This is a genomic window from Empedobacter sp. UBA7620 (assembly GCF_002484185.1).
Classification (GTDB): domain Bacteria; phylum Bacteroidota; class Bacteroidia; order Flavobacteriales; family Weeksellaceae; genus Empedobacter; species Empedobacter falsenii_C.
Map to the genome: position 1 here is coordinate 93,983 of NZ_DLJI01000002.1, position 15,198 is coordinate 109,180.

Here is a 15,198-nt window from a genome sequence, read left to right on the forward strand (position 1 = left end):
CTTTTTGTTTTGACTATTTTGTGTAAAATAAATTACTTTGCAAACTGAGCAGCTAATTTTTCTGCTTTCTTCGATTCAGAATAATCATAGAATCCTTCTCCAGATTTCACTCCTTTTTTACCTGCTGTTACCATGTTTACTAACAATGGACAAGGCGCGTATTTAGGATTTTTGAAACCATCGTACAATACTTCTAAGATTGATAAACAAACATCTAAACCAATAAAATCAGCTAATTGTAATGGTCCCATTGGATGAGCCATACCTAATTTCATTACTTCGTCAATTTCTTTTACGCCCGCAACACCTTCGTATAAAGAATAAATTGCTTCATTAATCATTGGCATTAAAATACGATTGGCGATAAAACCAGGATAATCGTTCACTTCAACCGGAACTTTCCCTAATTTTTCTGACATTTCCATAATCGCTTTCGTTACTTCAACTGTTGTATCGTAACCACGAATAATTTCGACCAATTTCATCATCGGAACTGGATTCATAAAATGCATTCCAATCACTTGTTTTGGACGACTTGTAACAGACGCAATCTTTGTAATCGAAATAGATGACGTATTTGACGCTAAAATTGCATTTGCAGGCGCAGCTTCATCAATTTGTTTGAAGATTTTCAATTTCAAATCTAAATTTTCTGTTGCAGCTTCTACAACTAAATCAGCATTTTTCACCGCTTCTGCAGTATCTGTAAATGTTGTAATATTATTTAAAGTTGCTGTTTTATCAGCTTCTGTAATTTTTTCTTTGGCGATCATGCGCTCCAAATTTCCAGCGATTGTTTTCAATCCACGCTCCAAACTATCTTGAGAAACGTCAACCAAATTCACTGCAAATCCTGATTGTGCGAAAACGTGAGCAATTCCGTTACCCATCGTTCCAGCTCCAATAACTGTAATGTTTTTCATCTTTTTGTATGTTTGTTTTTATTATTTATGTTTTTTTCGAGATTCGAAGCTCGTTTTGCGAAGTTCGACTTTTTAGGATGAGAAGCTGAAATAAATTCAGCTTGACAAACTTTCGTCATTCTGAACTTGTTTCAGAATCACATCATATTTTTTCGAAATGCGAAGTTCGAGATTCGTTTTGCATTTTGCGTTTTGCGAAATTCGTACTTCTAAAATCTAACTTCAATTTATTCTTTCTCGATTGTTTGATTTTTGATGACTTGCTGCTCTTTTTCAAAATAAGCAATAATCTCCAATGCAACTTTCAATGCATTTCGTCCATCTTGTAACGAAACTTTGATTGGCGAATTATTCACAATAGAATCTGCAAAACTTTCTAATTCATCCAAAATTGCATTATTTGGTAAAACTTCTGGATGTTCGAAACAAATTTCTCTACGATCTCCTTTATCATTTTCCAAAATCATTGCAAATTCGCTTGGATTTTCTGGCGCTTTGTGCATTTTGATAATTTCAGTCTTTTTCGTCAAGAAATCAATTGAAATATACGCATTTCGTTGAAAAACACGCATTTTCCGCATATTTTTCATCGACATTCTACTTGTCGAAACATTAACCACACAACCATTATCAAACTCAATTCTAGCATTTGCAATATCAGGCGTATCACTAATAACCGAAACTCCAGATGAATGAATTGATTTAATTTCTGATTTTACAATCGATAAAATCACATCCAAATCATGAATCATCAAATCTAACACAACAGGAACATCTGTTCCGCGCGGATTAAATTCTGCCAAACGATGCGTTTCGATAAACAATGGTTCTTCGATAAAAGGTGCAGCCGCTGTAAATGCAGGATTGAAACGCTCTACGTGTCCAACTTGCGCTTTCAAACCTTTTTCATTTGTCAATTTCAACAAATGATCTGCCTCTTCTAAGGTATGCGTAACTGGTTTTTCGATGAAAAAATGTTTATTTTTTTCGATCACTTTCAATGCAACTTCATAATGTGATAACGTTGGTGTCACAATATCAACAACATCAACAGCATCAATTAATTCGTCCATCGAACTAAAATATTTATACCCAAATTCAGCTTCAACTTTTTTTCCATTTTCTTCAAAAGAATCAAAGAAGCCAATTAATTCGTATCTTTCCGATTGATTTAATAACTTTAAATGGATTTTTCCAAGGTGCCCAGCACCGATCACTCCTACTTTTAACATTTGGTAGATTTTGCCGTTAAAATTAATGAGAATAAGTTGTATTTAATGCATTTTTGTAAAAATTTTGGAATATGTCTGTAGACGATTTTAAACACAGAGGACGACGCAAAATGTTGGTTGATTTGTTGCGCTCGAAAGGAATTGAAGATGAAAACGTGCTGGAAGCTATTAATTTAGTGCCACGACATTTGTTTTTGGATAGCGCTTTTACGGAATTCGCTTATCGCGACGAAGCGTTTCCCATTGCTGCTGGACAAACAATTTCGCATCCGTTTACAGTTGCTTTTCAGACACAATTATTAGACATTCAGCCTAATGAAAAAGTCTTAGAAATCGGAACTGGTTCTGGTTATCAAACTGCGGTTTTAGTTGCTTTGGGTGTTGAAGTTTTTACGATTGAAAGACAAAAAGATTTGTTTGATTTCTCGAAAATCATGTTGAAAAAAATAAATTTCGAGCCACGTTATCAAACGTATGGAGATGGTTACAAAGGTTTACCTTCTTTTGCTCCTTTTGATAAAATTATTGTAACAGCAGGTGCACCAGAAATTCCAGAAGAATTAAAAAAACAATTGAATATTGGTGGAATAATGGTGATTCCGGTTGGTGAACAATCGCAACGAATGATTGTGATTATAAGATTATCAGAAGATCAATTTGAGCATTACGAATTTGGAGATTTCAAATTTGTGCCAATGTTAGAAAGTCGAGATAAATAGAATAAAAAACTCCAACTAAAATTTAGTTGGAGTTTTTGTCTGAATATATTTTTTATTAATCATCAATTTTCTTGAAATTTCCGTTTTTATCAAATTTTAATTCAAGTCCATTGTTCAATTTCACTTCAATTTCTTTTCGGTCTCTTTCAATTTTTGTGATTGTAGTATTCGGAAAACTTCTTTTCACATAATTCGAAATTTTAGCTGGAATAAATCCTGTTGGAATAGCATTTCGTTTTCCATCAACTTCTTTCCAAGCTCCGTCTCCGTCAAATTCTACCTTTGTTCCATTTGCCAAATACACTTTATACTCTTTCGAAAAATAATCGTCGTCCAACATCACAGAACCAACTTGCTTTGCTCCAAAATATTTATTGATAAATTGCTGTCCCGTTTTTGGAACTTGGTTATATTTTATCGCTTTATCTTGAGCAAAAGAAATCAACGTTGCACTTAACATGATAACACTTAAAAACTTTTTCATTTTGTTTGATTTTATAATTATAAGACAAAGTTGCAAAGTGAATTAGGAAAGATTTGGGAATAATTTATTTTTTCAGAATAAATTGATGAAAAGGAAACTCATAATTGTAATCTAACTTTAGATTTTGTTGATTTCTGATAATCGTGTCCACAATTGAAAGCCCTAATCCATTATTTCCATCACTTGTTCCTTGTTTATAAAAACGACTAAAAATAAGATTCGAATCCAATGTTGCGTTTTTTCCTGTATTCGAAATTATAAATTGGTTTGAATCACTTTCTATCTTAATAATTTTCTCTTCACTATTATGTTTGATCGCATTTCTAATCAAATTTGAAATTAAAATTCGAGCCAAATCGATATTAAAATCAAGAATAAAATCTGCTTTAAAATTCGTTTCTAATTTAATTTCTTCTGCTTCTAAAATTTCTTCATAATCTTCGATCAAATCTTTTGTCAAAGTTGTAAAATTAACTTCAACATTATTTTTGTATTGATTATTTTCGATTCGAGACAACATTAACAACGACTTATTAAGATTCACCATTCGCCAAAGAGTTTGTTTTGTTTCTACTAAACTCATCACTTCTTTTTCTTTTAAATCTGAATTTTCTATTAGCAAATCAAGCTTATTTAGTGCAATCGTCAAAGGCGTTTGCAATTCGTGCGAAGCATTTTCGATGAATAATTTTTGCGAGTTAAAAACCTCATCATTTCGATTAATCATTCGCTCAATTTCTTTTTGCAAATAAGAAAACTCTTTCACATTCGTTTCGACAAGTTTTGGTTTTTCGTTATTTCCCACTTCATATTTTCTTAATTGAGAAATAATTTGCCCAAAAGGTTTGAAGGCTTTTTTCAATCCAAAATGATTAATCAACAATATACTAATCAAGATAAAAAAATACAACGCAATCAAAGAAAGAGACAAATCATAAATCAATTCATCTTCTTCGACGGTTGAAGTTCTAATTTCTAATGAATACGGATGATTTTCTTTGTCATAAAAACCAGTTCTCAATACACGATAAGGCTCCATATCATCATCGTATCCCATGTAAACTAACTCATTTGAAAAATGATTTCTTTCATCATATTTACTTGGATCAACTTTGGTAATTTTGAATTGACTTAATCCAAATTCAGTTGTATTTAATAAATTCGGATCGCGATAAGCTTCTCGAATAATTTCAATTTTTTGATTCTTCAACCCGTCATCTACATTGTCATAAACTTCATCCAAAATCAAGGAATGAAAAAGAAATGCCCAAATCGCAATAATGATAAGCAGCCAAAATGTAAGGTAACGAAATGTATAATTTTTTAGTGATATTTTCATGTTAAATCAACTTATAACCAATCCCATAAACCGCCTGTAAATCGGCTTCAGAATTCGCTTCTTTCATTTTTTTTCTTAGATTCTTTATTTGCGAATAAATAAAATCTAAATTATCTGACAGCTCAATATGATCTCCCCAAACACTTTCTGCTAAAGTCGTTTTCTGAAAAACACGTTCGGGTCTCAACATAAAATAATACAGCAAATCATATTCCTTTCTATTCAATTTCAGTTCGATATTATTTACTTTAACCAAACGATCTTCGGGAAAAATTTGAATATTTTTATAACTCAAAATATCTTCTCCTTTTTGTAGATTTTTGCGCAAAGCAACTTTAATTCGAGCCAATAATTCAGCAAAATGAAATGGTTTCGCCAAATAATCATCCGCGCCAACCAATAATCCTTCTACTTTATCATCAACCGAATCTTTTGCCGACAAAATAATCACCGAAGTTTCTTTATGAAGATTCTTCAATTCCTTCAACAAAGGCATCCCATCACCATCTGGCAACATCATATCCAATAAAATGCAATCATAATCGAACGAAATTATTTTATCCAAAGCTTGCTGATAATTATCCGCAGTTTCGACAATCATCTTTTCCTTTTCTAAAAACTCAACAATCGTTTCTTGCAATTTTATTTCATCTTCTACGACTAAAATCTTCATAATTCAGTTTAAATAATTGGTAAAAATAGATAGTAAAATAGGAAAGAATTAGGAAAACTCCTACTTTTATTCTCAAAATTTAAGATTTCAATTTTGAAAAAATATAGCTTTAAAAATGATTATAGCGAAGGCGCTCACCCAGCAATTTTGCAACGATTAATCGATACAAATTTAGAACAAACAATTGGTTATGGCGAAGATGAATTTTGCAATGAAGCAAGAGAATTGATCAAAAAATATCTGAAAAAAGATGCTGCAATTCATTTTGTTTCTGGTGGAACACAAGCCAATTTAATTGTAATTTCTTCTATTCTAAAACCACACGAATCTGTAATTGCAGCCGAAAGCGGGCATATTGCTGTTCACGAAACGGGCGCGATAGAAGCAACAGGTCATAAAGTAAATACCATTGCGACGGATAATGGAAAAATAACTCCTGAGCAAATTTCGGTTGTTCTTGCCACGCACACGGACGAGCACATGGTAAAGCCAAAATTGGTTTATATTTCTAATTCTACGGAAGTTGGAAGTGTTTATTCGAAAAAGGAATTGCAAGAACTTTATCATTTTTGCCAAGAGAATAATTTATATCTTTTCGTCGATGGCGCGCGTTTAGCTTCTGCTTTAACTTCTTCTAAATGTGATTTAAGCTTAGAAGATATGGCGAATTTTACAGATGTTTTTTACATTGGGGGGACTAAAAATGGTGCACTTTTAGGTTAAGCAATTGTGATAAATAACTTGAAATTGGATGAAGATTTTCGTTATCATATCAAGCAAAAAGGCGGAATGTTAGCGAAAGGACGTTTAATTGGAATACAGTTTTCGGAAATGTTTCGAGATGATTTATTTTTCGAGATGGGAAAACACGCTAATCAAATGGCAGAAAAATTAGCAAATGCTATTTCAGCAAAAGGTCACTACTTTTTGACAGAACCATCTTCCAATCAAATTTTCCCTATTTTACCAAATTCAATTATCGAAAAACTACAACAAGATTTTGAGTTTTATATTTGGCAAAAAATTGATGATCAAAATTCTGCAATTAGATTGGTTACTTCTTGGATAACGCCAGAGGAACAGGTAGAAAATTTTATCAAATCAATATAAAAAATAAAGGATCCATAAATTATTGGATCCTTTTATTTTAATAATAATCTTTCACATTTTTCAAACGCTCTTTATCTCGTTTATATTGAGACTTTCTGATTTCTTTTTTACGTTTCATCAAATTTTTATCGTAAGAATAATTACGTTCTATTCGCTTGATATCTCTTTCATATTCGTCTTCTAAACGCTCTAATCGATTATCAATTCTATCTTTGTAATAATCGTCACGATGAGAATTTGACCATTTGTAACGTTGATTATCATTTAAGATTTTATCAATATCACGTTGTAAATTGTAAGAAATCTCTCTGTTTCTTCTACCTTTTTCGTAACCAGATAAATTGCGATCTCTTCCAACTCTTTCGAAATCTTTACTTGCTTGTTTTTTTAAGGCTATTATTTTATTTTTTTGACTTGATGATATCTCATAATAGTCTGATCGTTCAATTAAAACATCGACATTTCTATTATTCCCATCATTTGGTCTGTTTTGCGCGTAACTTGACATTGTAAACAACGCAAAACCAAAAATTAAAAACTTCTTCATATTCTAAACTTTCATTTAAACAATGCAAAGCCCGTGCTGAAATGAATAAATTTTTAATAATTATACATAATCAACAAGTAATCAGCTTATTAAATTTTAGTTTTTTCTAATGCTTGCAAAATATCTTCGATAATATCTGCTTTATCTTCCAAGCCTACTGATAAACGGATAGAACCTGGCATAATTCCTAAATCTGCACGTTCTGCATCTGATAATTTTGCGTGAGTTGTAGTCGCTGGATGCGTTGCAATCGATCTTGAATCTCCTAAATTTGACGTATATAAAATCATTTCTAATGCATCAATAAATTTGAAAGCACGCTCTTTTCCTCCTTTCACTTCAAATGTTACGATTCCACCACCGCCTTTCATTTGCTTTTTCGCCAACTCATATTGAGGATGCGATGGTAAAAATGGATATTTTACATCTGCAATTTCAGGATGATTTTCCAAAGCTTCTGCCAACGCCAACGCATTTTCGCAATGACGATCCATACGAAGTGGCAACGTTTCTAAACTTTTAGAAATTGTCCACGCATTAAAAGCAGACATCGCTGGACCTGTATGACGAATAAAAAACATCATTTCGTTGATTAATTCTTCATTCCCTACAACTACTCCACCCAAAACGCGACCTTGTCCGTCCATATATTTTGTTGCAGAATGAATAGATAAATCAAATCCAAATTGCAAAGGTTGTTGTAAATATGGTGTTGCGAAACAATTGTCTATTGCAAAAATAACATGAGGATGTTTTTCTTTCAATTTTGCCAAAGCTTCTAAATCAAATAATTCTAATCCCGGATTTGAAGGAGATTCTAAGAAAACAATTTTCGTATTTGGTTGAATTGCTTTTTCCCAATCTTCGATATTTGGCGTTTCTACATATGTATAGGTTACACCCCAACGCGGAAACAATTGCGTAATTAATTGATGCGTAGAACCAAAAATTGCACGACTTGACACAATATGATCTCCACTTTTGATATACGATGCAAATGACGCAAAAACAGCCGCCATTCCCGATGCAAAAGCCAAACCAGCATCAGCTTTTTCTAACGCACAAACGCGATTAATAAACTCTGTTGTATTTGGATTTGCATAACGCGAATAAACCATTCCTTGCTCTTCTTCCGCAAAAATTGCACGACCTTGTTCTGCACTATCAAAAATAAAACTTGATGTTAAATATAATGGAACCGAATGCTCGCGAGTAGCTGATCTTGGCGCTTGCTCACGAATTATCTTAGACTGATCTTTTTTCATAAGAATCAAAGTTAACGATAGTTTTATTAAGCTAAAAGAGAATATTAAAGTTTTATTCCGAAAGTTTTTCTAATTTAACAGAACATCATACTTATCTAAATGATAAAATCCACTTAAAACAGAAAGAATTTATTTCAGCTAGATTTTATCAAAAATAGTATATAGAAATTAATCCGTTCCTAAGAAAATAATAGACATTGAATTTGCTAAAACTCTATTATATGAGTTTATTTCCACATTTAAATTATATTGATACGTATCAACAGTAGAACCCGGAGTAACATTCTTAACTAAAGCAACAGTTTTAGAACCAGCCGTCATATATATAATATTCTTCATACTCATATAAGTAATAAAATTAGGACCTGTAGCAGGATCTATAAATTCTTTCTGCGTATAAAAATTGGCATTTGTTAAGCCTGAAGTAGGAAACGTACTCGTATATGATTTTGCTAAACCAATAGCTAGCACTCTTACTGTGGTATCGCCACTTTTACGCCAAGGTTTTAAAATTGTATTAATATTAAACATATAGAAACCTGTATAAGGCGCTGTAAACTCTCCAGTTGTTGAATTGTAAGCATTTAAATTATCTGATACTTTGTTATCAAAAATAAATCTCCTTATGTTATTTCCTAAATCTGAACTTACAAAAGAATTATCATTACCACTCGATTTCATGTTTGCTAAAGTTATTAACTTGTTTAGACTAACCTTAGTTATACTATTATCTAAATCAGATTGATTTACAATCTGATTCCATTTTCCGTCATAAAAATAATACAACTCATTTGCTCTTACATCATCAGATGTATCATTTGTTGTTCCATTATTTCCATTAGATAAATTATACACTAATAAAGATTGCGCAGGATTTTTTACAGTTGTAGTATCGTTAATACCTGTTAATGATACTCTGGGAATCAATACACCTTTATTTGAACTATAAATATCAAGTACAGAACTTTTGTCAGGGTCTAGCGTATTAATACCAATTTGAGCACTTAATACATTACTAAGAACTATTATTCCTAAAAAGGATAATACAAATTTCATTTTACAAATAATTATAGTGTTGGAAAATAAGTAATTGTCAAAGTGTTAGAATCATTTCTATTAATTCCATAAGGGGTTTCAATATCAGCTGAATAACTGTTTCCACTTGTACCAGGAGTTATATAACGTGATAATACCATTATTTTCTCATTCTTATTCATGTAAATAACTCCAGTTACATGAACACTCAATGGATCATCAACTGTAACAACTGGATTAAGAGGCTGATTCAAAAAAGCAAAAGTATTATTAAGATAAGTTGATGGTTCAACACCTGTAAATGGTTTACTAATTCCTAACCTTACAAAATTACTTGTCGGTTGCGCTTGATTACTTTTTAATAATGTATTTGCTTCTATTTGATAATAACCATTATAAGGCGCTGTGAAAGTAGAATTAGAAACATCATATGAATTTACTACTTTTTCGTAAACCTTATTTTTAAAATACATTTGACGAATATTATTAGTAGTAGTACCCAGAGCTGCACTTAAATAATCTGTATTATTATTAGATACTGATTTACTTATAAAACTTGCTATTAACAACAATTTAGGAACCCCTAATTTATCTACAGACTCTTCTAATTTGGATTGATTAATCAATAAATTCCAACTAGTTGTAGAGGCAGAATAATAATAAAAGTTGTTTGCATATACATCATCAGATGTTGTAGTTGTAGTATTGTTATTACCATCCGTAAGATTGTAAACTAATAATCCATTTGCAGGATTAGAAATAGTAGTAAGATCTGACTTTCCTGTTAATTTTACTCGAGGTATAAGAAGTCCTTTATTCGAATCTTTCATTTCGAGAATTGCACTAGGATCAGGAGTAGAGGTATTTATACCAACTTGCGCGTAGCCAAAAGCATTAGCTACAATTAACCCTAAGGTTAATGATATCTTTTTCATTTGTTGATTAATTGGTTTGGTATCATTTAATTATCAACATTCAAACCAAAATCTTGAAATCTATCATGAATAAAATCATATTAAAATTCTAACATTATGTATTGATATTTAATCTCTACCTTTGCAATCTTATATCAATTTATGTCATTCGAAAATTTAGGATTATCACCATATTTATCAAAAGCAATTACAAAACTTGGATTTTTAAAACCTTTTGAAATTCAGACCGAAACAATTCCATCTATTTTAAAAGGAAAAGATGTGATGGGAATTGCGAAAACTGGTTCTGGAAAAACCTTGTGTTTTGTTGCGCCTTTGCTACAAAAAATTCAGCATCAATCGTACGAAAAATCTCGTAACATAAAAGCGTTAATTTTAGTTCCGACGCGTGAATTAGCAGTTCAAATTGAACAAACTTTTGAAGGATTACAAACTGCTTTACGTCGTGAAGTACAAACACAAGCGGTGTATGGAGGAACTTCGATTAATCCGCAGATGAAAAATTTGTATGGTACAGAAATTTTGATTGCAACACCTGGTCGTTTATTGGATTTGATGGATCATAATGCTTTATCATTAGATCAATTGCAATATTTGGTGATTGACGAAGCAGACAAAATGTTTCAATTAGGATTTGGTGATGAAATGAACCGAATTTTGAAAAGTGTTCCGAAAAAGAAACAATCGATTCTTTTTTCTGCAACTTTGAATGATAAAATTGATGAAATAAAATCTACATTAAACATTGATCCAATTGTTGTTGAAATCAAAAAGCAAGAAATTGATTTGGAGCAAATCGAGCAAGTTGCTTACAAAGTTGATGCAGAAACAAAAGGTCCTTTTTTACGTTATTTAATCAAATCTGAAAACTTAGAGCAAGTGTTGGTTTTTGTTTCTTCGACACGAACTGCTGATAATTTGGTTGAAAAATTAAAAAAGAATAAAATCTCTGCAATGGCGATTCATAGTAAGAAATCCCAAGGCGCGAGAATGGATAATTTGGAAGATTTTAAACTAGGTGATGTTAACGTTTTGGTTGCAACAGATTTGATTGGACGCGGTATTCATATCGAAGGTTTACCAACTGTTATTAATTACGAATTACCTCGTTCGCCTTTAGATTATGTGCACAGAATTGGACGTACAGGTCGTGCAAATGCAAACGGAAAAGCAATTAGCTTGATTACAGAAGAAGATTTGCATCATTTCAAAATCATTCAGAAAAAAATGGGTAAAAAAGTTGATTTACTTCCAACTGATGAGGTGAATTTACACGGATACTAAAAAAATACGAAACTCGAATTACGAAGTTAGAAACTCAACAACTCTAACTTCGTATTTCTAATTTCTAACTTCTATATATGCGGTCCAAGCATATTTTTAGGATCAAGGATTTCGTCCAAACGTTCTTTCGACAACAAACCATGATCTAAAACCAATTGATAAACACTTCCACCAGTCTCTAAAGCTTCTTTCGCTATTTTTGTACTTGCTTTATAACCAATATAAGGATTTAGCGCAGTCACAATTCCAATACTATTTTGAACTTCATTTTTCAAATGTTCAACATTCGCTGTAATTCCATCTATACATTCAACACGTAGCGTATTCATCGCATTTGTTAAATATTGAATCGATTCCATAATCGAAAAACCAATAATTGGTTCCATCACATTCAACTGCAATTGTCCAGCTTCGGCAGCCATTGTTATTGATAAATCATTTCCGATTACTTTAAAACAAACTTGATTGACAACTTCAGGAATTACCGGATTTACTTTCCCTGGCATAATCGAAGATCCTGGTTGTTTTGGAGGTAAATTAATCTCAAACAAACCTGTTCTAGGACCTGAAGTCAACAGGCGTAAATCATTACAAATTTTAGACAACTTCACACAAAGACGTTTCAAAGCAGAAGAATAATCCACAAATGAACTTGTATCCGAAGTTGCTTCCACTAAATTATCAGCCAACGAAACATCTTCATTCATTATTTCAGCAATTTTAGTTGTACACAATTGTGCATAACCCGGAACAGCATTCAATCCAGTTCCAATCGCCGTTGCCCCCATATTTATCACTAATAATTCAGCAGCTATTCGATTCAAATTATCAACTTCTTTATTCAACGTATTCGAAAAACCTTCAAACTCTTGTCCAAGCGTCATTGGAACTGCATCTTGCAATTGCGTGCGTCCCATTTTTATAACATTACTAAATTGTTTTCCTTTTTTATCAAACGCTTCATACAACGAAGTTAATGCATCAATCAAAGGCTTATTCATATTAAATAATGCCAATTTCAAAGCAGATGGATACGCATCATTCGTAGATTGCGAAAGGTTTACATGATCATTTGGCGAACAAAATTGATACTCACCTTTTTGTTTTCCTAAATGTTCCAAAGCAATATTTGCAATTACTTCATTCGCATTCATATTTGTAGAAGTTCCCGCGCCACCTTGTATCATATCGATCGGAAATTGCTCTGTATATTTCCCAGCAATTAACTCATTTGAAGCGAAAGAAATCGCATCAAATAATTCTTTCGATAAAATTCCTAATTCATGATTAGCTTGTGCAGCTCCTAATTTTACCACACCAAGCGCCTTTACAAATTCAGGATAATGCGACAAATAGTTATTGGAAATTTTGAAATTATTAATGGCGCGTTGCGTTTGTACACCATAATAAGCCGTTTCAGGAATTTGCAATTCTCCTAATAAATCAGACTCCGTTCTCATTTTATTCATTGTTTGTTATTGACGATTAAAGGTAAGGAATAATCTAGTATCTTTTTGAAAAGCATTTTGTCAAAAAATTCAAAAAATCTATATCTTTAAAACATTAACACAAAAGAGATGAAAGCAGCTCGTTATTATTCATTAGACATTTTTCGTGGCGCAACTGTTGCGTTGATGATTTTAGTAAATAATCCAGGAACTTGGTCAGCTATGTTCGATCCTTTGAAGCATGCAGAATGGCATGGCTGCACACCAACAGATTTGGTTTTTCCTTTCTTTTTGTTTGCTGTAGGAAATGCAATGGCTTTTGTGATTCCAAAATTGCAACAACAACCTCAACAGATTTTTTGGCAAAAAGTAATAAAACGAACAATTTTAATTTTCGGAATTGGATTATTCATCAATTGGTGGCCATTTTTCAAATGGGATAATAATGAACTTATTTTCAAAGCATGGAAAGATTCAGAAGAAAGCGGAATCCGAATTATGGGCGTTTTACAACGAATTTCAATTGCTTATTTTTTTGCTTCGGTTATTACTTTTTATTTTAAACAAAAACAAGTTTTATTGATAAGTTGTGCGATTCTTCTACTTTATTGGGTTTTAACTTTCGGACTTGGAACTTCTGATCCTTATTCATTAGAAGGTTTTATCGGAACTAAAATCGATAATCAATTGCTTGGTTTAGCACATATTTACAAAGGAGAGGGTGTTCCGTTTGATCCCGAAGGAATTTTCAGTACAATTTCTACCATTCCACAAGTTTTATTTGGGTATTTGGTTGGTGATTATATTCAGAAACAAGGAAATATCAATTGGCTAAATCGTCCGTTACCAAAAACTGACAATCCGCAATATAAAATGTTAGCTGGTTTATTTGTTTTAGGAACAATTGCGTTGACAATTGGTTACGTTTGGCAATGGGACTTTCCGTACAATAAAAAGATTTGGAGCAGTTCTTATGTTTTCAACACAACTGGTTTAGCTATTTTGACAATTGGCGCAATGATTTGGTTCATCGAAATTTTAGGCATAAAAAATGGTTTTATGAAATTCTTTGATGTTTTCGGAAAAAATCCTTTATTCATCTTTGTTCTTAGCGGATTATTACCTCGATTATTAGGTTTAATCAGAATTGAAGCTGGTTTAAATGATAAAGGAGAAATCAAATTCATTTCACCATTGGGTTGGGTTTACGAAAATATTTGTGCAAAGATTCCTGGAATTCCAGAAATTGGTTCATTTGTTTATTCGCTAATTTTCTTAGCTTTCTTTTGGTGGCTAGCTTATTTATTAGATAAAAAGAAAATTTATATTAAAGTTTAAAAGTTTTACGTTTTAGGTTATAAGTTTTTAGAAGAGATGTCTCGATTCCTCGACATGACATCAAATTATTTTCTTTTCATATTAAATTAAACGAGTGAAACGATCTCGAAACATCTAATATTTAAAAACAATCTGCTTATAAAAATTAAACTTTCTTATAAACCGCATAAAACTGATAAAAATGTTGAATATTCTCAACATCAAAAATGATTTGTTTCCATTGGTTTAATTCCAAAATCAATTGATTTTCGTGTTGAATAAACTTTCCAACAAAAATTTCATCATCATTCAAATACAAACCAAATTTATCATTGACCAAATGTAAATTTTCCACTTCCAAATGCTCAAAAAATAAAATAGACGATTCTTCTTCTGTAAAATCAATAGGAGAAGCGATACTCGAAGAATATTCTAACGCAATAAATTGATGTGAATTATAAATTGGAAAATAGATTGAAGGATAATTTTCTAAGTTCGAAAACAACTCTTTTTTTGCTTGGATAACTTCTCGAGATAAAAAAGGAATCGCGCTCAAATTTTTAACATTTCGCAACATATCAGCTTCCTCGAAATAGTTATCAAAGTGTAATATTTCGTTAACTGTTAAGTTTTTTTCGATTAAATGACTTATCGGAATGCTAAAATATTTAGCAATTTGAGAAATTGTTTCAATTTTTGGTTCTGCACGTTTTTCTTCATAAGATGAAATATTTCCTCTACTAACTTCAAATAAGTCAGCAAAAGCCTGTTGAGTTAAGTTCTTAACCTGTCTTAATTTTTTTATATTTTCACCTATTTTTGTCATTATTTAAAATTTTAACATTTTTAATTGCTAATTATTTTAGCAAGTTGTTTAATTTTATGGA

The 15,198-nt window shown here is 31.7% G+C and carries 14 protein-coding genes and 1 pseudogene; 4 read left to right on the forward strand and 11 right to left on the reverse strand.

Features of this window, described 5'->3' with window-relative positions; genetic code table 11:
- Positions 1 to 32: 32 nt before the first annotated feature.
- Together B2217_RS00465 and B2217_RS00470 are read right to left on the reverse strand one after the other, a co-directional pair.
- Complete coding sequence (locus B2217_RS00465) at positions 33 to 923, reverse strand: 3-hydroxybutyryl-CoA dehydrogenase (RefSeq protein WP_280045212.1); 891 nt, start codon at positions 921 to 923, stop codon at positions 33 to 35.
- Positions 924 to 1,150: 227 nt separating this feature from the next.
- Positions 1,151 to 2,155, reverse strand: coding sequence for a Gfo/Idh/MocA family protein (locus B2217_RS00470; RefSeq protein WP_280045210.1), 1,005 nt, complete (start codon positions 2,153 to 2,155; stop codon positions 1,151 to 1,153).
- 71 nt (positions 2,156 to 2,226) lie between these two features.
- On the opposite strand from B2217_RS00470, the gene B2217_RS00475 reads away from it, so the two are divergent.
- Positions 2,227 to 2,874: a protein-L-isoaspartate(D-aspartate) O-methyltransferase gene (locus tag B2217_RS00475; protein WP_280045208.1), complete on the forward strand. Its 648-nt coding sequence runs from the start codon at positions 2,227 to 2,229 to the stop codon at positions 2,872 to 2,874.
- A gap of 55 nt (positions 2,875 to 2,929) precedes the next feature.
- Here B2217_RS00475 and B2217_RS00480 read toward each other — a convergent pair whose 3' ends face one another.
- The 3 genes from B2217_RS00480 to B2217_RS00490 form a co-directional block, all read right to left on the reverse strand.
- Positions 2,930 to 3,358 (reverse strand): PepSY-like domain-containing protein, encoded by a 429-nt coding sequence (locus B2217_RS00480; protein WP_180905227.1) that lies wholly within the window; start codon positions 3,356 to 3,358, stop codon positions 2,930 to 2,932.
- Between the two features lie 64 nt (positions 3,359 to 3,422).
- A complete protein-coding gene (locus B2217_RS00485; RefSeq protein ID WP_280045207.1) occupies positions 3,423 to 4,697 on the reverse strand; it encodes a sensor histidine kinase in 1,275 nt (424 codons plus the stop codon).
- A 1-nt stretch (position 4,698) separates the two neighbouring features.
- Positions 4,699 to 5,370, reverse strand: coding sequence for a response regulator transcription factor (locus B2217_RS00490; RefSeq protein ID WP_180905229.1), 672 nt, complete (start codon positions 5,368 to 5,370; stop codon positions 4,699 to 4,701).
- 93 nt (positions 5,371 to 5,463) lie between these two features.
- Between B2217_RS00490 and B2217_RS00495 the strand changes: the two are divergent.
- Positions 5,464 to 6,480: pseudogene (locus tag B2217_RS00495) on the forward strand (threonine aldolase family protein).
- Between the two features lie 37 nt (positions 6,481 to 6,517).
- On the opposite strand, the gene B2217_RS00500 reads toward B2217_RS00495, so the two are convergent.
- The 4 genes from B2217_RS00500 to B2217_RS00515 all read right to left on the reverse strand — a co-directional run bounded on the left by B2217_RS00500 (position 6,518) and on the right by B2217_RS00515 (position 10,262).
- Positions 6,518 to 7,027, reverse strand: coding sequence for a hypothetical protein (locus B2217_RS00500; RefSeq protein WP_180905231.1), 510 nt, complete (start codon positions 7,025 to 7,027; stop codon positions 6,518 to 6,520).
- Between the two features lie 89 nt (positions 7,028 to 7,116).
- A complete protein-coding gene (locus B2217_RS00505) occupies positions 7,117 to 8,292 on the reverse strand; it encodes a trans-sulfuration enzyme family protein (RefSeq protein ID WP_180905232.1) in 1,176 nt (391 codons plus the stop codon).
- 168 nt (positions 8,293 to 8,460) lie between these two features.
- Positions 8,461 to 9,348: a hypothetical protein gene (locus B2217_RS00510; protein ID WP_291121947.1), complete on the reverse strand. Its 888-nt coding sequence runs from the start codon at positions 9,346 to 9,348 to the stop codon at positions 8,461 to 8,463.
- An 11-nt stretch (positions 9,349 to 9,359) separates the two neighbouring features.
- Positions 9,360 to 10,262, reverse strand: a complete 903-nt coding sequence (locus B2217_RS00515; RefSeq protein ID WP_180905234.1) for a hypothetical protein — start codon at positions 10,260 to 10,262, stop codon at positions 9,360 to 9,362.
- 141 nt (positions 10,263 to 10,403) lie between these two features.
- On the opposite strand from B2217_RS00515, the gene B2217_RS00520 reads away from it, so the two are divergent.
- Complete coding sequence (locus B2217_RS00520; protein WP_180905235.1) at positions 10,404 to 11,546, forward strand: DEAD/DEAH box helicase; 1,143 nt, start codon at positions 10,404 to 10,406, stop codon at positions 11,544 to 11,546.
- A gap of 71 nt (positions 11,547 to 11,617) precedes the next feature.
- Here B2217_RS00520 and aspA read toward each other — a convergent pair whose 3' ends face one another.
- Positions 11,618 to 13,015: an aspartate ammonia-lyase gene (gene aspA / locus B2217_RS00525; RefSeq protein WP_280045201.1), complete on the reverse strand. Its 1,398-nt coding sequence runs from the start codon at positions 13,013 to 13,015 to the stop codon at positions 11,618 to 11,620.
- A 108-nt stretch (positions 13,016 to 13,123) separates the two neighbouring features.
- Here aspA and B2217_RS00530 point away from each other — a divergent pair, with 108 nt between their 5' ends.
- A complete protein-coding gene (locus B2217_RS00530) occupies positions 13,124 to 14,332 on the forward strand; it encodes an acyltransferase family protein (protein WP_280045199.1) in 1,209 nt (402 codons plus the stop codon).
- A gap of 145 nt (positions 14,333 to 14,477) precedes the next feature.
- Here the strand turns inward: B2217_RS00530 and B2217_RS00535 are convergent, their stop codons facing one another.
- Entirely contained in the window at positions 14,478 to 15,137 is a 660-nt protein-coding gene (locus B2217_RS00535; RefSeq protein ID WP_038332559.1) for a helix-turn-helix domain-containing protein, read from the reverse strand.
- Positions 15,138 to 15,198 lie beyond the last annotated feature (61 nt).

Excerpts from the sequence above, each read along its gene's own strand:
- B2217_RS00465 (WP_280045212.1), bottom strand. The coding sequence starts at position 923 with ATGAAAAACATTACAGTTATTGGAGCTGGAACGATGGGTAACGGAATT.
- B2217_RS00470 (WP_280045210.1), bottom strand. The coding sequence starts at position 2,155 with ATGTTAAAAGTAGGAGTGATCGGTGCTGGGCACCTTGGAAAAATCCAT.
- B2217_RS00475 (WP_280045208.1), top strand. The coding sequence starts at position 2,227 with ATGTCTGTAGACGATTTTAAACACAGAGGACGACGCAAAATGTTGGTT.
- B2217_RS00480 (WP_180905227.1), bottom strand. The coding sequence starts at position 3,358 with ATGAAAAAGTTTTTAAGTGTTATCATGTTAAGTGCAACGTTGATTTCT.
- B2217_RS00485 (WP_280045207.1), bottom strand. The coding sequence starts at position 4,697 with ATGAAAATATCACTAAAAAATTATACATTTCGTTACCTTACATTTTGG.
- B2217_RS00490 (WP_180905229.1), bottom strand. The coding sequence starts at position 5,370 with ATGAAGATTTTAGTCGTAGAAGATGAAATAAAATTGCAAGAAACGATT.
- B2217_RS00500 (WP_180905231.1), bottom strand. The coding sequence starts at position 7,027 with ATGAAGAAGTTTTTAATTTTTGGTTTTGCGTTGTTTACAATGTCAAGT.
- B2217_RS00505 (WP_180905232.1), bottom strand. The coding sequence starts at position 8,292 with ATGAAAAAAGATCAGTCTAAGATAATTCGTGAGCAAGCGCCAAGATCA.
- B2217_RS00510 (WP_291121947.1), bottom strand. The coding sequence starts at position 9,348 with ATGAAATTTGTATTATCCTTTTTAGGAATAATAGTTCTTAGTAATGTA.
- B2217_RS00515 (WP_180905234.1), bottom strand. The coding sequence starts at position 10,262 with ATGAAAAAGATATCATTAACCTTAGGGTTAATTGTAGCTAATGCTTTT.
- B2217_RS00520 (WP_180905235.1), top strand. The coding sequence starts at position 10,404 with ATGTCATTCGAAAATTTAGGATTATCACCATATTTATCAAAAGCAATT.
- aspA (WP_280045201.1), bottom strand. The coding sequence starts at position 13,015 with ATGAATAAAATGAGAACGGAGTCTGATTTATTAGGAGAATTGCAAATT.
- B2217_RS00530 (WP_280045199.1), top strand. The coding sequence starts at position 13,124 with ATGAAAGCAGCTCGTTATTATTCATTAGACATTTTTCGTGGCGCAACT.
- B2217_RS00535 (WP_038332559.1), bottom strand. The coding sequence starts at position 15,137 with ATGACAAAAATAGGTGAAAATATAAAAAAATTAAGACAGGTTAAGAAC.